General features: G+C 59.7%; 18 protein-coding genes and 1 pseudogene. 9 read left to right on the top strand and 10 right to left on the bottom strand.

The genetic code is table 11. The features are described 5' to 3' along the window. From F475_RS21675 to F475_RS21685, 3 genes and pseudogenes are all read right to left on the bottom strand, one after another. Positions 1 to 228: pseudogene (locus F475_RS21675) on the bottom strand (IS3 family transposase); the annotation flags it as partial. A 176-nt stretch (positions 229 to 404) separates the two neighbouring features. Continuing rightward, positions 405 to 1,247 (bottom strand): mechanosensitive ion channel family protein, encoded by an 843-nt coding sequence (locus F475_RS21680; RefSeq protein ID WP_064616353.1) that lies wholly within the window; start codon positions 1,245 to 1,247, stop codon positions 405 to 407. Positions 1,248 to 1,383: 136 nt separating this feature from the next. Next, positions 1,384 to 1,869 (bottom strand): YajQ family cyclic di-GMP-binding protein, encoded by a 486-nt coding sequence (locus tag F475_RS21685; protein ID WP_018926510.1) that lies wholly within the window; start codon positions 1,867 to 1,869, stop codon positions 1,384 to 1,386. A gap of 140 nt (positions 1,870 to 2,009) precedes the next feature. Between F475_RS21685 and F475_RS21690 the strand changes: the two genes are divergently transcribed. From F475_RS21690 to F475_RS21700, 3 genes are read left to right on the top strand one after another with little or no spacing between them, the layout of a single operon-like run. Further along, entirely contained in the window at positions 2,010 to 2,927 is a 918-nt protein-coding gene (locus F475_RS21690; protein ID WP_111454694.1) for a putative 2-dehydropantoate 2-reductase, read from the top strand. 45 nt (positions 2,928 to 2,972) lie between these two features. Then, positions 2,973 to 5,009, top strand: coding sequence for a HAMP domain-containing sensor histidine kinase (locus F475_RS21695; RefSeq protein ID WP_064621203.1), 2,037 nt, complete (start codon positions 2,973 to 2,975; stop codon positions 5,007 to 5,009). Positions 5,010 to 5,011: 2 nt separating this feature from the next. After that, the gene (locus F475_RS21700; protein ID WP_018926513.1) at positions 5,012 to 5,593 is read left to right on the top strand and encodes a cob(I)yrinic acid a,c-diamide adenosyltransferase; all 582 of its coding nucleotides are present in this window, start codon (positions 5,012 to 5,014) and stop codon (positions 5,591 to 5,593) included. Between the two features lie 50 nt (positions 5,594 to 5,643). Here F475_RS21700 and F475_RS21705 read toward each other — a convergent pair whose 3' ends face one another. From F475_RS21705 to secA, 4 genes are all read right to left on the bottom strand, one after another. Next, positions 5,644 to 6,588: a Nudix family hydrolase gene (locus F475_RS21705; protein WP_018926514.1), complete on the bottom strand. Its 945-nt coding sequence runs from the start codon at positions 6,586 to 6,588 to the stop codon at positions 5,644 to 5,646. Next, positions 6,585 to 7,217 (bottom strand): glutathione S-transferase family protein, encoded by a 633-nt coding sequence (locus F475_RS21710; RefSeq protein ID WP_019581491.1) that lies wholly within the window; start codon positions 7,215 to 7,217, stop codon positions 6,585 to 6,587. Before F475_RS21710 ends, F475_RS21705 begins: the two co-directional genes overlap by 4 nt. A 146-nt stretch (positions 7,218 to 7,363) precedes the next feature. Further along, positions 7,364 to 8,581: a bifunctional glutamate N-acetyltransferase/amino-acid acetyltransferase ArgJ gene (gene argJ / locus F475_RS21715; protein ID WP_111454695.1), complete on the bottom strand. Its 1,218-nt coding sequence runs from the start codon at positions 8,579 to 8,581 to the stop codon at positions 7,364 to 7,366. A gap of 119 nt (positions 8,582 to 8,700) precedes the next feature. Then, entirely contained in the window at positions 8,701 to 11,436 is a 2,736-nt protein-coding gene (gene secA / locus F475_RS21720; protein ID WP_018926517.1) for a preprotein translocase subunit SecA, read from the bottom strand. A 307-nt stretch (positions 11,437 to 11,743) separates the two neighbouring features. On the opposite strand from secA, the gene F475_RS21725 reads away from it, so the two are divergent. After that, positions 11,744 to 12,199: a DUF721 domain-containing protein gene (locus tag F475_RS21725; RefSeq protein ID WP_018926518.1), complete on the top strand. Its 456-nt coding sequence runs from the start codon at positions 11,744 to 11,746 to the stop codon at positions 12,197 to 12,199. Positions 12,200 to 12,258: 59 nt separating this feature from the next. On the opposite strand, the gene F475_RS21730 is transcribed toward F475_RS21725, so the two are convergent. Then, positions 12,259 to 13,746, bottom strand: a complete 1,488-nt coding sequence (locus F475_RS21730; protein WP_111454752.1) for a helicase HerA-like domain-containing protein — start codon at positions 13,744 to 13,746, stop codon at positions 12,259 to 12,261. Positions 13,747 to 13,928: 182 nt separating this feature from the next. Here F475_RS21730 and F475_RS21735 point away from each other — a divergent pair, with 182 nt between their 5' ends. From F475_RS21735 to F475_RS21750, 4 genes are all read left to right on the top strand, one after another. After that, complete coding sequence (locus F475_RS21735) at positions 13,929 to 15,818, top strand: methyl-accepting chemotaxis protein (RefSeq protein ID WP_018926520.1); 1,890 nt, start codon at positions 13,929 to 13,931, stop codon at positions 15,816 to 15,818. 244 nt (positions 15,819 to 16,062) lie between these two features. After that, positions 16,063 to 17,184, top strand: a complete 1,122-nt coding sequence (locus F475_RS21740) for a glycosyltransferase family 1 protein (protein ID WP_111454696.1) — start codon at positions 16,063 to 16,065, stop codon at positions 17,182 to 17,184. After that, on the top strand, positions 17,177 to 17,953 hold the full coding sequence (locus F475_RS21745) for a DUF2334 domain-containing protein (protein ID WP_026286452.1): 777 nt from the start codon (positions 17,177 to 17,179) through the stop codon (positions 17,951 to 17,953). The genes F475_RS21740 and F475_RS21745 overlap by 8 nt, the downstream gene beginning before the upstream one ends. Then, positions 17,950 to 18,945 carry a lysylphosphatidylglycerol synthase transmembrane domain-containing protein gene (locus F475_RS21750; protein WP_111454697.1) on the top strand — a complete coding sequence of 332 codons (996 nt, stop codon included), beginning with the start codon at positions 17,950 to 17,952 and terminating at the stop codon, positions 18,943 to 18,945. The genes F475_RS21745 and F475_RS21750 overlap by 4 nt, the downstream gene beginning before the upstream one ends. Before the next feature lie 19 nt (positions 18,946 to 18,964). On the opposite strand, the gene F475_RS30525 is transcribed toward F475_RS21750, so the two are convergent. Both F475_RS30525 and purU read right to left on the bottom strand, forming a co-directional pair. Beyond that, positions 18,965 to 19,141, bottom strand: coding sequence for a hypothetical protein (locus tag F475_RS30525; RefSeq protein WP_018926524.1), 177 nt, complete (start codon positions 19,139 to 19,141; stop codon positions 18,965 to 18,967). 81 nt (positions 19,142 to 19,222) lie between these two features. After that, positions 19,223 to 20,071 carry a formyltetrahydrofolate deformylase gene (gene purU, locus F475_RS21755; protein WP_018926525.1) on the bottom strand — a complete coding sequence of 283 codons (849 nt, stop codon included), beginning with the start codon at positions 20,069 to 20,071 and terminating at the stop codon, positions 19,223 to 19,225. A 327-nt stretch (positions 20,072 to 20,398) separates the two neighbouring features. Here purU and mvaT point away from each other — a divergent pair, with 327 nt between their 5' ends. Further along, on the top strand, positions 20,399 to 20,776 hold the full coding sequence (gene mvaT / locus F475_RS21760) for a histone-like nucleoid-structuring protein MvaT (protein WP_007933316.1): 378 nt from the start codon (positions 20,399 to 20,401) through the stop codon (positions 20,774 to 20,776). Positions 20,777 to 20,801 lie beyond the last annotated feature (25 nt).

The following is a 20,801-nucleotide window of genomic DNA, read 5'->3' on the forward strand; positions in this document are numbered from 1 at the left end:
ACTTTGTTCGTCCATCGGTCGGCTCCTCTGGGCGCGAATAGAGGCGCCTTGGCTCCAGTCCTGCCGCCCATGCTTGCGTAACCACACCAGCACAGTCGACCGCCCCTGAATCCCGTAGCGCCGTTGAGCCTCTTTATAACTCAACTCGCCTTTTTCGACCTGATCGACGACTGCCAATTTAAAGCCCAGCGTGTAATCTCGCTGGCTGCGCCTTTTCCCCGTATCCATTGGTTCCTCCTGAAGATAAGTCAGAAGGTGTAAACCTTATTCAGGACGAGACAGGTAATCAAAAAAAGGCCCATCTTCGGATGGGCCTTTTTTATTGGCTACAGCATTGTGTTTAAAGGATCGGGGCTTGCAAAATGTTTGACCAAAAGGTCAGACATCAGTTGATTGACTGTTCCTTACACCGCCGCCGATTCCTGCACCACGCGAATAACCCGCTGCGGAAATGGAATATCGATGCCGGCAGTCTTCAAGCGATCGCGCGATTGTTCGTTAAACATGAACATCACATTCCAGTAGTCGGCAGTCTTCACCCACACCCGTAGAGAAACAGTGATCGAACTGTCGCCCAGTGTGGAAATCACCGCTTCCGGTGCCGGCTCAGTCAACACTCGCGGATCCTTGGCCAGGTCCAGCAACACTTCACGGGCCTTCTGCAAGTCCGCCTCGTAGTCCACACCCACATCAAATACTACTTTGCGGGTCGGCTGGCGGTTGGTGTTGGTGATGATGCCATTCGACAGATTACCGTTAGGCACGATGATGGTTTTGTTATCGCCTGTGCGCAGAACAGTGTGGAAGATCTGGATGCTGTCGACAGTACCGGCAACACCTTGGGCTTCGATCCAGTCACCGATACGGAACGGACGGAACAACAGAATCAACACGCCGCCGGCGAAATTCGCCAGGCTGCCCTGCAGGGCCAGACCGATGGCCAGGCCGGCCGCACCGATAGCCGCGACGAAGGAGGTGGTTTCCACACCGATCATCGACGCCACGCTGACGATCAGCAGAACCTTGAGGATGATGTTCGCCAGGCTGCTGATGAAGCCTTGCAGCGCCAGGTCGGCGTTGCGCAACGCCAGCAGGCCGCCCAGTTTTTGCGTGACTTTGTTGATCAGCCACCAGCCAACGGCCAGGGTGATCACCGCCAGCAACACGCGGCTGCCGTATTCCATGATCATCGGAATCCAGGCTTGAGACGCCTTGACGAGGTTGTCCACTTCAGCATTCAAATCCATCTTCTTTCTCCTGATTTCCGGCTACCCGGCACGCAAAAAATGAGCGGCAGAAAGACCGACCCCATAAGGCCCGATCGTTTCTGCCGTTGCTTGGGCCTCGGACGTCGAAATCGCCGAGAGGTTCCCGCTTGAAAGGTCAGTCGCGGAAGTTATTGAACTGCAGCGGCATGTCGAAAGTTTTGGCGCGCAGGGCGGCGATGGCTTCCTGCAGATCGTCACGCTTTTTACCGGTGATACGTACCTGCTCACCCTGAATGGCAGCCTGGACCTTGAGCTTGGCATCTTTGACGTGGGCGACGATTTTCTTCGCCAGCTCTTTGTCGATGCCTTCCTTGAGGACCGCTTCCTGCTTCATCAGCTTGCCCGACGCGTAGGCATCCTTGACTTCAAGGCATTGCACGTCGATCTTGCGCTTGACCAGGGCCAGCTTGAGGATCTCGATCATCGCTTCGAGCTGGAAATCGGCTTCAGCGGTCAGGTTGACGGTCAGGTCTTTTTCCTTGAACTCGAAGCTGCCCTTGCCTTTCAGGTCATAACGACGATCGAGTTCCTTGACGGCGTTCTCGACCGCGTTGGTGACTTCGTGTTTGTCCAGTTCGGATACCACGTCGAACGACGGCATGTAATTTCTCCAATAAAAAGGCGCGCTCGATAACGATGGAGCGCGCTTGGCTTGCGGTTAAAATCGGGCTCATTATAACGGGTCTTTTCCAACCGATACTGCGAGCCTCACATGCCAGCGACAAACCGAGTAAAAAGCTGATGTCTACCCCTTGGCATGTTCTGGGCGCCGGCAGCCTCGGCACGTTGTGGGCCACCCGTCTGGCACGGGCTTCAGTACCGGTCAGGCTGATCGTACGGGACGCGGCGCGCCTGCAGGCCTATCAGGCGGCGGGCGGGCTGACGCTGGTCGAGCACGGCGAAGCGCAGCTGTACCCGGTGCCCGGCGAAACAGCCGACAGCGACGGACCGATCAGCCGTCTGCTGGTGGCCTGTAAAGCCTATGACGCCGTAACAGCCGTGGCCCAACTCTCCCACCGACTGACACCGGACGCCGAACTGATCCTGTTGCAAAACGGCCTTGGCAGCCAGGACGCCGTCGCCGCGCAAGTCCCGCATGCCCGCTGCATCTTCGCTTCCAGTACCGAAGGCGCGTTTCGCGATGGCGACTGGCGTGTGGTGTTTGCCGGTCATGGTTACACCTGGCTGGGAGATGCCGGCCATCCAGTGGCACCGTTCTGGCTGGAGGACTTGAGCGACGCCGGCATTCCCCATGAGTGGAGCACCGACATTCTCATCAGGCTGTGGCGCAAGCTGGCGCTCAATTGTGCGATCAACCCGTTGACCGTCCTGCACGAATGCCGCAACGGCGGTTTGCAGCAACATCAGTGCGAAGTGGCCACCCTGTGCGCCGAACTCACCGAACTGCTGGAGCGCTGCGGCCAGCCGGCGGCAGCCGAAAACCTCCGGGAGGAAGTCGAACGGGTGATCAAGGCTACCGCGACCAATTTCTCCTCGATGTACCAGGATGTCGCCAATCAGCGCCGCACCGAAATCAGCTACCTCTTGGGCCATGCCTGCAAAGTTGCGTCGCGGCATCAGTTGAACCTGCCCCACCTCAATCAATTGCAGCAGCGCTTGATCGATCATCTGCACAGCCTTGGATTGCCCAGCGACTGAGCAGCGGCTACGCTGGCCACTTGTTCCTTTTCAGCGATGAACCTGATGCCATTGCGCCAGCGCCTTGAAAACCTTCCGGTCGGCCAGAAACTGCTGGCCGCCCTGCTGGTGCTGTTGACCACCGTTTTGCTGGTCGCCAACCTGACCTTTATCAGTGCCGCGTATTACATCTCCCAGGAAAGCATGGCCCCCCAGGCCCTGCAGACCATCGGCCGACTGGTGTCCAACCCGAGCCTGGTGTCCGACGCCCTGAAGTCGCCGCAAAACGCCGAACGCCTGCTCAACGAACTCAACAGTTATTCACCACTGCGTGCGGCAGCCCTTTACGACGGCACGGGTACGCGTCTGGCGCAGCTGCAACACGGCGACATGCTGAGCCTGCCAGAGCACTACCAGCACCTCGAAGCCTGGCAAGCCACGGAGTTTCGCAGCAATCAAGTGATCACCCTGCCCCGCCCCGGCACCGCTCCCGGGCATTTGCTGCTGGTGGCCAGCAGCGAATTGCCGATGGCGTTCTACACCGGGACCCTGACCGCCAGCCTGGGGATTCTGATCTTCAGCGTGCTGTTGTGGCTGGTGATCGCCCGGCAGATCAAACGCCTGATTACCCGCCCCATCCATCAGCTCGAAGAGCTGTCCCGGCAAGTCACCCGGGAAGAGAACTACGCCCTGCGCGCCTCTCGCGGCAACCACGACGAAATCGGCAGCCTCGCCGAAGCGTTCAACACCATGCTCTCGCGCATCGAGGCCCGGGAGCAGCAGCTCAAGCGCGCCCGCGACGATTCCCAGGCGGCTTACGACCAGGCCCAGGGGCTGGCCGAAGAAACCCGTCACACCAACCGCAAGCTGGAACTGGAAGTTCAGGTGCGGAGCAAGATCGAGAAAAAACTTACCGGTTTCCAGAACTACCTCAACAGCATCATCGACTCCATGCCATCGGCACTGATCGCCCTCGACGAGCAGCTTTACGTGACCCAGTGGAATCAGGAGGCCAGCGCACTGTCCGGCACGCGCCTGGACGAAGCCTTGAACCAGCCGATCTTTCTCGCCTTCAAACCCCTCAAGCCGTTCCTGCCGCAGCTCAAGCAAACCGTCGAGCAGCATACGGTGGCCAAGATCGAACGCGTTACCTGGCCCAAGGACGACGAACCCCGGCATTACGCCCTGACGTTCTACCCGTTGATGGGCGGTGCCGGACGTGGCGTGGTCATCCGGATCGACGACATCACCCAGCGTCTGTCCCTGGAAGAGATGATGGTGCAGTCGGAAAAAATGCTCTCGGTCGGCGGCCTCGCCGCCGGTATGGCCCATGAGATCAACAACCCGCTGGGCGCAATCCTGCACAATGTGCAGAACATTCGTCGACGTCTGTCCCCCGACCTGCCGAAGAACCTCGAACAGGCCGAGCAAATGGGCATCGAACTGGAAACGGTCAATAAGTACCTGAAAGCGCGTGAAGTACCGCAGCTGCTCGACGGCATTCAGCAGGCTGGCGCCCGGGCGGCGAAGATCGTGACCCACATGCTCAGCTTCAGCCGCCGCAGCACTCGGCAAATGGCGCCATGCGACCTGCCGGCACTGATCGATCAAGCGGTGGAAATCGCCGGCAACGACTTCGACCTGGCCATCGGCTTCGACTTCAAGGGCCAGGCGATCATTCGCCAGTTCGATCCGGCGCTGGGCCCGGTACCCGGCACCGCCAACGAACTGGAACAGGTGCTGCTCAACCTGCTGAAAAACGCTGCGCAAGCCATTCACCAGCGTACAGACGACCGCGAACCGGGGCGGATCATTCTGCGCACAAAACTGAATCCGCCGTGGGCGGAAATCCAGGTCGAGGACAACGGCATCGGCATGAGCGAAAGCGTGCGCAAACGCACGTTCGAGCCGTTCTTCACCACCAAGGAAATCGGTCAGGGCACCGGTCTTGGGCTCTCGGTTTCGTATTTCATCATCACCAACAACCACAAGGGCCAGATGGAAGTGCAATCGACGCCGGGCCAAGGCACTTGCTTCACCTTGCGCCTGCCTTTGTCGGGCACTGCGGTGAACTCTCAAGAACTCAATCAGCTGTCGAGGTAACCATGGGCTTTCGTTTGTCGAAGATTTACACCCGCACCGGTGACAAAGGCGAAACCGGGCTTGGTGACGGCCGCCGGGTGCCCAAGGACCATCCGCGAATCGAGGCCATTGGCGAGGTCGATACGCTGAACAGCCAGGTGGGCGTGCTGTTGGCCGGGTTGGCGGCGCAAAGTGGCGAGTTTCCCGGGCTTGGCGAAGTGATCGAGGTATTGGCGCCCTGCCAGCATCGGTTGTTCGACCTCGGTGGCGAACTGGCGATGCCGGTGTATCAGGCACTGAACACGGCAGAAATCGAACGGCTGGAAGCGGCCATTGATGTGTGGAATGAAGAGCTGGGGCCGCTGGAGAATTTCATTCTGCCCGGCGGTTCGGCGCTGATTGCCCAGGCCCACGTGTGCCGCAGCCTGGCGCGTAGTGCCGAACGCCGGTGTCAGCAGTTGAATACGATCGAACCGTTGGCCGGGGTGGGCCTGGCGTATATCAATCGGTTGTCGGATTTGTTGTTTGTGGCGGCACGGTTGATTGCCAAGCGCCAGGGGATTGCCGAGATTTTATGGCAGCCTGCGGCGAAACCTTCAAACTGATCGACTGATCATTCCCACGCGGAGCGTGGGAATGATCACAGCACTGCAAATCAAGCCTCAGGCCAGAACGCCCGAATCCCCGCCACACCCTGCGCGCCCGCTTCCCAGGCTTTCTGCCGCTCTACCGGGCCAACACCACCCAACAAGAACACCGGTTTGCTGAAGCCTTCGATCAAAGTCGACGCCAGCTCCCAACCCAGCGGCTGAGCATCCGGGTGCGTCTGGGTCGGCTGCACCGGCGACAGAGTCACAAAGTCCACGCCCATCTGCTCGGCCAGCGCCAGTTCTTCAGCGTTGTGGCAGGACGCCGCCAACCAGCGCGACGCCGGTAGCGGTCGGCCGGCCGCCGCGTACTTGCGCAACTGCGCGGCAGTGATGTGCCAGCCGGCGGACGGAAAGTCCCCCAGCCATTCAAACGGCCCCTTGATCATCAACTGCGCCTTGCCGGCACACAGCCCTGCCGCGTCCACCGCCAAATCGCGGTATTGCGGGTCATAGCCATTGGGCGCACGCAACTGAATCAGCTTGATGCCGCCCGCGATGGCTTTCTGGATACCGCGCAGCAAGGCCGGGGTTTCCAGACCGTCCGGGGTGATCAGGTACTCGCCGGGCAAGCGTGCAGCCGCGACGATCGGCTGGTTGGCGGCCGGAAACTCGTAGTCCAGCAGTTCCCGCGCAGTCACCCAGGCCAAAGGCTGGCCTTCGGCACCATGGGGTTCGCCGGTAAACGCCGAGACTTCCCAGACATCCAGCAACACCTGCTTGTCCGGGTAGTCGTGGCGAACCTTGATCAACGGTCGCGCGGTATTGACCACGATGCCCAACTCTTCGTGAAGCTCGCGGGCCAGGGCGGTTTCGACGGATTCGTTATCCTCGACCTTACCACCGGGGAACTCCCACAAGCCGCCCTGATGCTGGGTGTCGGCACGCCGGGCGATGAGGATCTTGCCGTTGCTATCGCGGATAACCGCCGCGGCCACGTGTACTCGTTTCACTGCCCGACCTCCTCCAGACCTGCCTTCTGCCAGGCCTTGAAAGCTGGCCATTGGTAAATGGTTTCGACATAGGCTGCATCGACCTCGGGCAGCTTCACTTGATAGGTGCGCAGGCGGACGGCGATCGGTGCGAAAAACGCATCGGCCAGGGTCGCGCCACCGAACAGGAACGGGCCGGCTTCAGTCGCGGCCGCACGACATTCAGCCCACAACGCCAGCATGCGCTCGATCTCGGCCTGAACGTCAGGCGGAGTCGGCAACAACGGCGCATTGTGGCTCAGGTCGAACGGCATGTTGCCGCGCATGGCGAAGAAACCGCTGTGCATCTGCGCGCAGGCCGAACGCGCCTGGGCTCGGGCGGCGGTGTCTTTGGGCCAGAGGCCGGCATCGGGAAATTGCTCGGCCAGGTACTCGGCAATCGCCAGCGAATCGGCGATGGTGCCGTGTTCGCTTTTCAGCAGCGGGACTTTCCCGGTCGGCGAATGCTTGAGCACGCGTGCGCGGGTGTCCGGCTGGTTCAGCTTGATCAGTTCTTCGGTGTAGGACGCGCCGGTCAGGTCGAGGGCCAGCGCGGCGCGCAGGGACCAGGAAGAATACAGTTTGTCGCCGATGATCAGGTGGAGGCTCATGTTCGGGCGCCTTTTGGTAAGAGTACAAGCCAGAATCTTTAGCGTCTGGTGGTCCGTCTTCGTGGGCAAGTCGGATCGCCGCACCGCTCGGCCCTACAGGTGGTGTGACCTGTAGGAACGAGGTTTGCCCGCGAAAGCGATCTGTCTTACGTGCGGTACTCGGCGTTGATCTTCACGTATTCGTGGGACAGGTCGGTGGTCCAGATGGTTTCGCTGCAATCGCCGCGACCCAGCTCGATGCGGATGGTGATTTCTTCCTGCTGCATCACCGCCGCGCCCTGGGCTTCGGTGTAGGTGGCAGCGCGCGCGCCACGGCTGGCGATGCATACCTCGCCAAGGAATACGTCGATCTTGCTCACGTCCAGGTTCGGTACACCGGCACGGCCTACAGCGGCCAGGATGCGGCCCCAGTTCGGGTCGGAGGCGAACAGCGCAGTCTTGATCAGCGGCGAGTGGGCCACGGTGTAACCGACGTCCAGGCATTCCTGGTGATTGCCGCCGCCGTTGACTTCAACGGTGACGAACTTGGTCGCGCCTTCGCCGTCACGCACGATGGCCTGGGCCACGTCCATGCACACTTCGAATACCGCTTGTTTCAACTTGGCGAACAGCTCGCCTTCGGCACGGGTGATTTCCGGCAGTGCGGCCTTGCCGGTGGCGATCAGCATGCAGCAGTCGTTAGTCGAGGTGTCGCCGTCGATGGTGATGCGGTTGAACGACTTGTTGGCGCCGTCCAGCAGCAGGTTTTGCAGCACCTCGCGGGAGACTTTGGCGTCGGTGGCGATGTAACCGAGCATGGTCGCCATGTTCGGGCGAATCATGCCCGCGCCTTTGCTGATGCCGGTGACAGTGATGGTCACGCCGTCATGCTGGAACTGACGGCTGGCGCCCTTGGGCAGGGTGTCGGTGGTCATGATGCCGGTGGCGGCAGCTTCCCAGTTGTTTTCCGACAAATCATCGAGGGCAGCTTGCAACGCGCCTTCGATTTTCTCGACCGGCAGCGGTTCGCCGATCACGCCGGTGGAATACGGCAGCACCAGGCTGGCATCAACGCCGGTCAGCTCAGCCAGCTTGGCGCAGGTGCGCTCGGCGGCGGCCAGGCCTGGTTCGCCGGTGCCGGCGTTGGCATTGCCGGTGTTGGTCAGCAGGTAACGTACCGGACCTTGCACGCGTTGCTTGGCCAGGATCACGGGAGCGGCGCAAAAGGCGTTCAGGGTGAACACGCCCGCCACTGTGGAACCTTCGGCACAGCGCATGACCACGACATCCTTGCGCCCCGGGCGCTTGATACCGGCCGAGGCGATACCGAGTTCAAAACCGGCAACCGGGTGCAACGTTGGCAAAGGACCAAGACCAACAGCCATGAATGCGCTCCTTAAAAAATGTTGGCACCGTCAGTGCGATGGACGGTGGTTTAAATGGCAAAACGCCGCGACGGCAGAAGCCGGTCGCGGCGCGGGTATTTCAGCGTTTGAAACGGGGTTTACTGGATCTGCCCGTGGCAATGCTTGTACTTCTTGCCCGAGCCGCAGTAGCACAGCTCGTTGCGGCCCAGCTTCTGCTCGTTGCGTACCGGTGCGGTGGCGAGAGCTACATCGATCTCTTCACCCAACACTTCCGGTTGCTCCAGGCCAGGCGCTTCGTCGTGCTGGAACTGCATGCGCGCAGCCAGCGCCTCGGCTTCCTGACGCAGACGTTGCTCTTCGGCTTCCGGATCTTCGCGGCGCACCTGAACGTGCGACAGCACACGAATCGAGTCGCGCTTGATCGAATCCAGCAGCTCGGAGAACAAGGTGAAGGACTCGCGCTTGTACTCTTGCTTCGGGTTCTTCTGCGCATAACCACGCAAGTGAATGCCGTGACGCAGGTGATCCATGGTCGACAGGTGGTCTTTCCACAGGTCGTCGAGCACGCGCAGTACGATTTGCTTCTCGAAGGAGCGCAGTGCTTCGGCACCGGCCTGGTCTTCTTTCTCGTTGTACGCGGCGATCAGTTCGTTGAGCAGCTTCTCGCGCAGGGTTTCTTCGTACAGGTGGTCGTCTTCGTCGAGCCATTGCTGGATCGGCAGCGCCACACCGAAGTCGCTCTGCAACGCCGCTTCCAGACCGGACACGTCCCACTGCTCAGGCAGCGATTGTGGCGGAATGTGTGCGCTGACGGTTGCGTTGAGCACGTCCTGACGGAAATCGGCAATGGTTTCGCCAATATTGTCGGCGGCCAACAAACTGTTACGCATGTGATAGATCACTTTACGTTGTTCGTTGTTGACGTCGTCGAACTCAAGCAGCTGCTTACGGATGTCGAAGTTGCGGCCTTCAACCTTGCGCTGAGCCTTCTCGATGGCGTTGGTCACCATGCGGTGCTCGATCGCTTCACCGGACTGCATGCCCAGCGCCTTCATGAAGTTCTTCACCCGGTCAGAGGCGAAGATGCGCATCAGGCTGTCTTCCAGCGACAGGTAGAAACGGCTGGAACCGGCGTCGCCCTGACGACCGGCACGACCGCGCAACTGGTTGTCGATACGGCGCGATTCGTGACGCTCGGAAGCGATCACCTGCAAGCCGCCCGACTCCAGCACTTGCTGGTGACGTTTCTGCCAGTCGGCCTTGATCTGGGCAATCTGCTCAGGGGTCGGGTCTTCCAGCGAAGCCACTTCCACTTCCCAGTTACCGCCCAACAGGATGTCGGTACCACGACCGGCCATGTTGGTGGCGATGGTCAGTGCACCCGGACGACCGGCCTGAGCGATGATTTCGGCTTCTTTTTCGTGGAACTTGGCGTTCAGAACCTTGTGTTCGATGCCTTCCTTCTGAAGCAGGCCGGACATGTGCTCGGACGTTTCGATGGTGGCGGTACCCACCAGCACTGGACGGCCCTGAGCCATGCACTCCTTGATGTCGCCGATGATCGCCGCGTATTTCTCTTCGGCGGTCAGGAACACCAGGTCGTTGTAGTCTTTACGCGCCAACGGCTTGTTCGGCGGGATGACCATGACCTGCAGGCCATAGATCTGATGGAATTCGAACGCTTCGGTGTCCGCGGTACCGGTCATGCCGGACAGCTTGTTGTACAGACGGAAGTAGTTCTGGAACGTGGTCGACGCCAGGGTCTGGCTCTCGGCCTGGATGTTCAGGTTTTCCTTGGCTTCGATGGCCTGGTGCAGACCTTCGGACAAACGGCGACCCGGCATGGTACGGCCGGTGTGTTCGTCGACCAGCACCACCTGACCGTCCTGCACGATGTACTCGACATTGCGATGGAACAGTTTGTGCGCACGCAGGCCGGCATAGACGTGAGTCAACAGGCCCAGGTTATGCGCCGAATACAGGCTCTCGCCTTCAGCCAGCAGGCCGACGCGGGTGAGCATTTCTTCGATGAACTGGTGACCGGCTTCGTTGAGTTCGACCTGACGAGTCTTCTCGTCGATGGTGTAATGGCCGGCCTTGGTGACTTCCCCTTCGACTTCCTCGATGTGCAATTCAAGCTGCGGGATCAGTTTGTTGATCTCGATGTACAGCTTGGAGCTGTCCTCGGCCTGACCGGAGATGATCAGCGGGGTACGGGCTTCGTCGATGAGGATGGAGTCGACTTCGTCGATCACGGCAAAATTGAGTTCGCGCTGGAATTTTTCTTCCATGCTGAACGCCATGTTGTCGCGCAGGTAGTCGAAACCGAATTCGTTGTTGGTGCCGTAGGTGATGTCGGCGGCGTAAGCGGCGCGCTTCTCTTCCGGCGGCTGGAATGGCGTGACCACCCCGACCGTCATGCCGAGGAATTCATAGAGCGGACGCATCCAGTTGGCGTCACGACGGGCCAGGTAGTCGTTCACCGTCACAACGTGCACGCCCTTGCCGGACAGCGCGTTGAGGTAAACGCCCAGTGTTGCCACCAGGGTCTTGCCTTCACCGGTACGCATTTCCGCGATCATGCCTTCATGCAAGGTCATGCCGCCGATCAGCTGGACATCGAAGTGGCGCATACCCATGACGCGCTTACCGGCTTCGCGGGCGACCGCAAAGGCTTCTGGCAGCAGCTTGTCGAGGGTTTCCCCTTTGGCGAGGCGGGCCTTGAACTCGTTGGTCTTGGCACGCAATTGATCGTCCGAAAGGGCCACCATTTGCTCTTCGAAGGCATTGACGAGCTGCACCGTCTTGAGCATGCGTTTGACTTCACGCTCGTTCTTGCTTCCAAAAAGTTTCTTTAACAAAGGCGCAAACATATCGGCAGGATCTTCCACACTAAAGGGATGGAGGGCGGCCCCGTGAGTCGCCCGTGCAGCCCTCATGGCCGCATGCGAACGAGCATTCTACCCGGAAACGATGGTGAGGAAAGTGGCGTTGTTCCACGATGCATGCACTGCGCTGTGACGGGGCTCACTTAAAATAAGGGCTTTTTACTGAACTTCAACCCATTGAGGGTACAAGTTACTCGTTGATTTAATGGGTAAAGCGCTCGTAAAGCAATGGGTCGGGACCAGCGGGTGCTTTCTGTTACCATGGCCGTTCTGTTACTTCAGGTGTTCGATCATGGCATTTCGCCCTCTCACGGCCAGAGCACCCGCCGTTCTGCTTCGCGAAGCCAAACCGCTGAAAGCCATCTTTGGCCACGCTCAACGCCTGGGTCATTTGCAACGTCTGGTGGAAAGCCAGCTGCAACCGGCCGCCCGCGAGCATTGCCATGTGGCGTCGTGGCGCGAAGGCAGTTTATTGCTGATTGTCACCGACGGTCACTGGGCCACCCGCCTGCGTTATCAACAAAAGCGTCTGCAACGCCAGTTACAGCTGTTCGACGAGTTCGCCAGCCTGACGCGGATCCTGTTCAAGGTGCAGCCACCGACCGTTCAGCAAGGAGCGGCTGGGCATACCATGGATTTGTCGACGGATGCCGCGGCGACCATTCAGGCGACGGCTGACGGGATTACCGACCCGAATCTAAGGGCGGCGCTGGAGCGCCTTGCGGCGCACGCAAAACCTAAATCCTGACTCAAATTTAATGTGGGAGCGCCACACCGCCGCTCCCACATTTTGACTGCGTACACTCGCTAGCGGCGCTTGCTGCCCCCAAGCAATGACCCCATCAACCCGCGTACCAGTTGTCGGCCCAATTGATTGGCCGCCTGTCGCATCGCCGATTTAAGCGCCTGTCCTGCGGCCGTACCGAGGAATTCCCCAGCCTGTTCGGTGAAACTCGGCTCTTCGGGGGCAGGTTTGCCCGGCGCGGTTTCAGGCTCCGGCGCCAACCCCTTGCGCCCCATCAGCACTTCATAGGCCGATTCGCGATCAACCGGTTTGTCATATCGCCCTTTAAACGGCGAACCGGCAATCAGCACCGTGCGCTCAGTCTCGGTCAGCGGCCCGATCCGCGATTGCGGCGGTGCGACCAGTACACGCTGGACCATCTCCGGCGTGCCCTTGTCCTGCAAGGTGCCGACCAACGCCTCGCCGATGCCCAGCTCAGTCAACACCGACAAGGCATCAAATGCCGGGTTCGGCCGGAAGCCCTCGGCCACTGCCCGCAGGGATTTCTGCTCTTTGGCGGTGAACGCGCGCAAGCCATGCTGAACACGCAGGCCCAACTGAGCCAGCACATCATCCGGCAAGTCCCCCGGCGATTGGGTGACGAAATACACGCCCACGCCTTTCGAACGGATCAGCCGCACCACTTGTTCCAGACGATCCTGCAACGCCTTGGGCGTACCGGCGAACAACAAGTGCGCCTCGTCGAAAAACAGCGCCAGCAGCGGTTTATCGGCATCGCCGCGTTCCGGCAGTTGCTCGAACAATTCAGCCAGCAACCACAGCAGGAACGTCGCGTAGACCTTCGGCGCTTCGTGCACCAGACGGCTGGCGTCGAGCAAATGGATGCGCCCGCGACCGTCCATCGCCGGTTGCAAAATATCTTCCAGTTGCAGTGCCGGTTCACCGAACAACGCTTCGGCGCCCTGCTGTTCCAGCGTCGCCAAACGGCGCAACAGTGCCTGGCTGGAACCGGTGGTCATCAGTGCCGCGTCATCGCCCAGTAATACGGGGTTATCACGCAGGTGATTGAGCAGAGCCTTCAAATCTTTCAAATCCAGCAGCAACAGCCCTTCGCGGTCGGCCACCTTGAACGCCGCATAAAGTGCCGACTGCTGACTGTCGCTCAGCTCCAGCAGGCTGCCGAGCAGCAACGGCCCCATTTCGCTCAAAGTGGTGCGCAATGGATGACCGGACTGACCGTGAATATCCCACAGGGTTACCGGATACGCCTGAGGCTTATGGTTCAGCCAGGGCATGCCGGCGATCCGCTCCGCGACCTTGCCTTGAGGGTTACCGGCGGCGCCCAGGCCGCACAAGTCGCCTTTGATGTCCGCCGCGAACACCGCCACGCCTGCATCGCTGAACGCTTCGGCCAGGCGCTGCAACGTAACGGTTTTACCGGTCCCGGTAGCGCCCGCTACCAAACCGTGACGGTTCGCCAGGCGCATGGCCTGGGCGATTGGCTGGCCAGCGAGGTCAGCGCCGATAACGAGTTGCGATGAGTCAGGCATTTTGTCACCCATGGTTAATCTTTGATCCTGCATGGCCGATAACAACCGAGAGACCAGACTGAAAATAGCGTCGGTAATTCCCTAAGGAGAGACGGAACTATCAGCTTACTTTCAACACTGCCCAATTTGCGTGCCTTTATAAAAGCACGCCCTGGACATTAAGACCTAGCGGACCCCAAGCCATGAATAAAAACCTGCGCTTCAGCCATAAAATACTGCTTGCCGCCGCCCTGATCGTTATCGCCGCATTCGCTTCGTTCACACTGTACAACGACTATTTGCAGCGCAATGCGATACGCCGCGACCTGGACAACTACCTGCAAGAAATGGGTAACGTCACCGCCAAGAACATTCAGACCTGGCTGGCGGGTCGTAGCCTGTTGATCGAAAACCTGTCACAGACCGTTGCCCTGAACGCCGAGACCGACAACGTCGCCAAACTGCTGGAACAGAAGGCTGTCACATCGACCTTCATGGGTGCCTACCTGGGCAACAAGGATGGCACCTTCATTATCCGTCCGGACAGCAAGATGCCCGACGGCTATGACCCTCGCGTCCGCCCTTGGTACAAGAGCGCGCAAAGCACCAGCGGGTCGGCCTTGACCGAACCTTACATCGACCTGGCGTCTGGCCAGTTGGTGATTTCCATCGTCGACAGCGTTCTCAAGGACGGTCAGAACATCGGTGTGGTCGGTGGCGACCTGAGCCTGCAAGCGATCACCGACAGCCTCAACGCGCTGGACTTCGACGGCATGGGCTATGCGTTCCTTGTCAGCGCCGACGGCAAGATCCTGGTCCACCCGGACAAAACGCTGGCGATGAAAAACCTCAAGGACGTCTACCCACAAGACACGCCCGTCATCGGTAATAAGCCGAGCGAGATCGAAGTCGACGGCAAAACCCGCATCGTGACCTTCACCCCGATCAAGGGACTGTCCTCGGTCAACTGGTACATCGGCCTGTCGGTGGACAAGGACAAAGCCTTCTCCATGCTCAGCGAATTCCGCACCTCGGCGATCATCGCGACCCTGATTGCAGTGGCCATCATCATTGGCTTGCTGGGCATGCTGATCCGCCTGCTGATCCAGCCGCTGCACGTGATGACCCGCGCCATGGAAGACATCGCCGACGGTGAAGGCGACCTGACCAAACGCCTGACCATCCAGAATCAGGACGAATTCGGCGTCCTTGGCACGGCGTTCAATCGTTTCGTGGAGCGAATTCATACATCGATCCGCGAAGTGTCCTCGGCCACCGGCCAGGTCAACGAAGTGGCCTTGCGGGTGGTGGCGGCCTCGAACTCGTCGATGTTCAACTCCGACCAGCAAGCTTCGCGCACCAGCAGCGTCGCCGCGGCCATCAACCAACTCGGCGCCGCGGCTCAGGAAATCGCCCGTAACGCCGCCCAGGCATCGAATCAGGCCAGCGATGCCCGCAGCCTGGCCGAAGACGGCCAGCAAGTGGTGGATCGCAGCATTGCCGCGATGAATCAGCTGTCGAGCATGCTCAGCGCTTCGAGCACCAACATCGAATCGCTGAACAGCAAAACCGTGAACATCGGGCAGATTCTCGAAGTGATCACCAGCATTTCCCAGCAAACCAACCTGCTGGCGCTCAACGCCGCCATCGAAGCAGCGCGGGCCGGTGAAGCCGGGCGCGGTTTTGCCGTGGTGGCCGACGAGGTACGCAACCTGGCGCACCGCACGCAGGAATCGGCGCAACAGGTGCAGACCATGATCGAAGAGCTGCAAGTCGGCGCCCGCGAATCCGTCAGCACCATGAGCGACAGCCAGCGCCACAGCCAGGACAGCGTGGAAATCGCCAACCTGGCGGGCGAGCGCCTGAACAGCGTGACGTTGCGCATCGGCGAAATCGACGGCATGAACCAGTCGGTGGCCACGGCGACCGAGGAACAGACGGCGGTGGTGGAGTCGATCAACGTGGACATCACCGAGATCAACACGCTGAACCAGGAAGGCGTGGAAAACCTGCAATCGACCCTGAGGGCGTGCTCGGACCTTGAGCAACAGGCTTCTCGATTGAAGCAATTGGTAGGCAGTTTCCGTATCTAGCGTCTGTTCACAGACACCGTGGCGAGGGAGCTTGCTCCCGCTGGGTCGCAAAGCGACCCCAAAATCGGGATTGAAGGTGTGTCAGATTGAACACACCAGCTGATTCTACGACTGCTTAGCAGCCGAGCGGGAGCAAGCTCCCTCGCCACTCAACGGTCCAAAGCCCTCGGCATCGCCGCAAAACCCAACCGAACATCTATCCTTCATATAGGTCAACCAAAGGGAGCACATCGAACCCGGAGGGATGTTCATCGTGCATATCGCTGACATAACCATGTTCTACGCCCCTGCCAGCGGTGGCGTGCGCACGTATCTGGATGCCAAGCACCGTCGTTTGGGCATCAAACCCGGCATTTGCCATAGCCTGCTGGTCCCAGGGGCGCATTTGAGTGAACAGGATGGTGTCTATACGGTTCCGGCCCCCGCCCTGCCCTTCGGCAAGGGTTATCGCTTCCCCCTCCGTCTCGGACCGTGGCGCAATGTTCTGCGAGATTTACAACCCGATCTGATTGAAGTCGGCGACCCTTACCTGACCGCCTGGGCCGCTTTGGACGCCAAGCGACAACTCGATGTGCCGGTAATCGGTTTTTATCACTCCGACCTGCCGATGCTGGTCAGCAATCGCATGGGCAACTGGGTTACACCCAATGTCGAGGCTTATGTCAGCAAGCTCTACGGCAACTTCGACCGGGTTCTGGCGCCAAGCCAGGTCATGGCCGACAAACTGATCGGGTTGGGGGTGAAGAACGTTTTCGTACAGCCCTTGGGCGTCGACCTGCAAACGTTCAACCCCAGCGTTCGGGATCCAGGCCTGCGGGCCGAATTGGGCATCGATGAAAACACTCACCTGCTGATCTTCGCCGGCCGCGGCTCCAAGGAAAAAAACCTGCCGGTGCTGCTCAACTGCATGAAACGCCTGGGGCGTCGCTACCACTTGCTGCTGGTGGGCTCGTCGATGCCGACCCTGGTGCCGCGCAATGTCACCGTCCTCGATGAATTCTGCCCGGCAGCGCAAGTCGCACGCCTGATGGCCAGCGCCGACGCGCTGGTGCATGCCGGCGATCAGGAAACCTTTGGCCTGGTGGTTCTCGAAGCCATGGCCAGTGGCATTCCCGTGGTGGCCGTGGCGGCCGGGGCTTTTCAAGAGATTGTTACCGATCAATGCGGCCTGCTCTGCGCGCCGAACAATCCAGTGGCGATGGCCAACACCGTTCGCGAACTGTTCAGCCAAGGCAGCGCCGCGTTGGGCAAACAGGCCCGCCGACATGTCGAGCAACATTACGCCTGGGACACCGTGGTCCACAGCCTGCTGGGGCACTATCACGCCGTACTCGGCACGCAATGGCCGCTGATCGCCAATGGCTGAGCCCATGAACACACCCAGTCTGTTGTTGGTGCTACACGACGTTGCACCGCAGACCTGGCCCGATTACCAGGCCTTCGTCGAAGCCGTCGACGCATTGGGTACAGTGCCGATGACCTGGCTGGTGGTGCCGAATTTCCACAAACATGACGACCTTGACGCACATCCGGAGTTTCGACACTTGCTGAGCCGTCGCGTCGCTCGCGGCGACGAACTGGTACTGCACGGTTACTACCATTGCGATGAAGGGTCGATTCCCACCACTCCCCGAGACTGGTTCATGCGCCGGATCTATACCCATGAAGGCGAGTTCTATGACCTGCCTCTAGACGCCGCCCTCGCCCGCCTGCGCGCCGGAATCGAGGTATTCCATCGCTACAACTGGCCGCTCGAAGGCTTTGTCGCCCCCGCCTGGCTGATGAGCGAAGGCACCCGTCAGGCGTTGCGTCAGTTACCGCTGCGCTACACCAGCGATTCGCAGCACCTGTATCGTTTGCCGGATTTCACTGCGATCGATGCCCCAGGCCTGGTCTGGAGCGCACGCAGCGCCTGGCGCCGTGGCCTGTCGAAAATCGTCAGCGATCAACGCGAACAGCGCTGGTGCCAGGCGCCGGTGATTCGTCTCGGCCTGCACCCGGTGGACATGCGCCATGAGTTCTCGCGTCAGTATTGGCTGCAAACGCTCAAGCGCTTGCTCGACGAGGGCCGTGTGCCGATGACCAAGGCCGGTTGGTTGAAACTGCAACGCGACCCCATCGGTCGCGCAGCATGAGCCGGGGAATTCTGCTGGTCATCGCGCTGCTCGCTGCGGTGCTCATCCCGTCGTTGCTGGGCGGCGGCGAGACATGGTCGCGGCTGCAAAGTTTTCCGTTGGAATGGCTGCTGATCATGTTCGGCATGATCCTGTTGTGCTGGGTGCTCAACACCCTGCGCTTGCGCCTGTTGCTGGGCGATCAGCGTGACAAGGTGAGCCGACTCAAAAGCCTCGGGGTGGTGATGTCCGCCGAGTTCGCCTACTGCGCCACCCCCGGCGGCAGTGGTGGACCGCTGACCATCATGGCCCTGTTGGCGCGCCACGGCGTGCGGCCGGCCAGGGGCAGCGCCGTGTTCGCCATGGACCAGTTGAGCGACTTGCTGTTTTTTCTCTGCGCGCTGAGCGCGATTCTGATTTATGCACTGTTCCAGCACCTCAGTCAGCGCCTGGAATGGATGCTGACGGTCAGCGCCATCTCGTTGTTCGGCGGGCTGTTCAGCTGTGTATTGATGGCTCGCTGCCACCGTTCGCTGATTCGCCTGAGTGGTCGGTTGCTCGCCCGTTTCAATGTCAAGGAAGCGACCCGGCTTCGTTGGGCGCGAAAGCTCCTGCACTTCCTGGCGGCGTTCACCGACACACTGAAGTTACCCTTTCAAACATTGATCACGGTGTTTGCCCTGACCTGTCTGCATTGGGTCTTGCGGTATAGCGTGCTGTATCTGGCGTTACGCGGGCTGGGCGTGGACTTGCAATGGGCCTGGTGCTTTCTGATCCAGATGCTGTCATTGAGTGCGGGGCAATTCAGTCTGTTGCCGGGCGGTGCCGGGGCGGCGGAACTGACATCGGCGGCGCTGCTGGCGCCGATGGTGGGGAAATCCACCGCGGCGGCAGCGATTCTGATCTGGCGGACGGTGACTTATTACTTCTATCTGGTGGTCGGTGGCCCGGTGTTTCTACTGATGCTCGGGCGGCCATTGCTGAAGAAGTTGATGAAGTTCAAGCAAGCTTAAAGATCGCCACAGGATCTTTTCAGGCCTCCCTGGCTGTATCGTCGGAATCGTCCTGCAACTGCTCCCACAACTCGGCGGCGCCGGGAAACTCCGTGCCGTCTTCGGGGCTCAGGTCGTCCGGATCGTAGCGGCTCAAACAGCCCTCGCCCAATGTGGCGGGCGCCTTGGAAACGGCTTTATCCAGCGGATCGGCCATGGTCATGTCCTCGGTGCAGAAACGGCGAAGGGCCTGAAGCGATTGAACGCCCAGGCCCTTCGGATTTCAACCGTATGGTTGTCAGAACACGACGGTTTTGTTGCCGTGCACCAACACCCGGTCTTCCAGGTGATAACGCAGACCACGGGCCAGCACCATTTTCTCGACGTCACGACCGAAGCGCACCATGTCTTCAATACTGTCGCTGTGGCTGACACGCACCACGTCCTGCTCGATGATCGGACCGGCGTCCAGCTCTTCGGTGACATAGTGGCAAGTGGCACCGATCAACTTCACACCGCGCATCGAAGCCTGATGATACGGCTTGGCGCCGACGAACGACGGCAGGAAGCTGTGGTGAATGTTGATGACTTTGTGGGCATATTCGCTGCACAAGTCGGGCGGCAGAATCTGCATGTAACGGGCAAGTACCACCACTTCGGCGTCGTGCTGTTTGACCAGGCGCGAGACTTCGGCGAAGGCCGGCTCCTTGTCCTGCGGGTTGACCGGTACATGGTAGTAAGGAATACCGTGCCACTCGACCATGCTGCGCAAATCGTCATGGTTGGAAATCACGCAGGCGATTTCGCAGTCCAGTTCGTCGCTGTGCCAGCGGTGCAACAAGTCAGCCAGGCAATGGGACTCACGGCTGGCCATCAACACCACGCGCTTCTTCTGCTCGGTGTCGGTGATGCGCCAGTCCATCGAGAACTCTTGGGCAATCGGTGCAAACGCTTCGCGAAAGGCTTCGATACCGAAAGGCAGCGAATCGGCACGAATTTCGTGACGCATGAAGAACCAGCCACTCTGATTGTCCGAGTGATGGCTCGCTTCAGTGATCCAGCCGTTATGTGACGCCAGAAAGTTACTGACTTTAGCAACGATACCGACGCGGTCCGGGCAAGCAATCACCAGCCGAAAAGTGCGCATGAGGGGGAAACTCCAGAACTTCGCAAAGGCCGCCATTCTAGCGATTGCGCAGCAAAACTGCAGTATTGATGACGCGCGGCTGCGGATTGCGGCCATCGACACAGGTTCCGGCGGTGCCATACGCCAGTGCATGGTGCTCTTGTAGCCAGCCTTCAAGAGGTTAACTGTGAATATTTGTGACGCTATTTAACTGCCTCTCCAATGTGTGTCCTATTCACCGCAACTAATTTAAGTAAAACTTCGGTTAAATGTTTACTTGATGAAACACCCTGACTATTATTGTCGCACTGTCACCCTGTCATCCAGCGCCAACATAAGGTAGTCCTCATGTCCTTGATCAACGAATATCGCGCCACCGAAGAAGCTATCAAAGAGCTGCAAGCCCGTTTGAAGAACCTGTCCCAAGACGACAAACTGCAAACCGAGCTGGAATTCGAAGGCAAATTGCGCACCCTGATGGGCGAATACTCCAAATCCCTGCGTGACATCATTGCCCTATTGGATCCAGAGTCCAAAACCAAGGCTCCACGTGGCGGCGCAGTAAAAACTACTGGCACCAAGCGTGCTCGCAAAGTTAAACAATACAAAAACCCGCACAACGGCGAAGTCATCGAAACCAAAGGTGGCAACCACAAAACTCTGAAAGAGTGGAAAGCCAAGTGGGGCGGTGACGTGGTTGAAGGCTGGGCTACCCTGCTGGGCTAAGCCACAAGCGCGTCGCAGACTGATC

Source organism: Pseudomonas sp. URMO17WK12:I6 (assembly GCF_003253625.1).
Taxonomy (GTDB): domain Bacteria; phylum Pseudomonadota; class Gammaproteobacteria; order Pseudomonadales; family Pseudomonadaceae; genus Aquipseudomonas.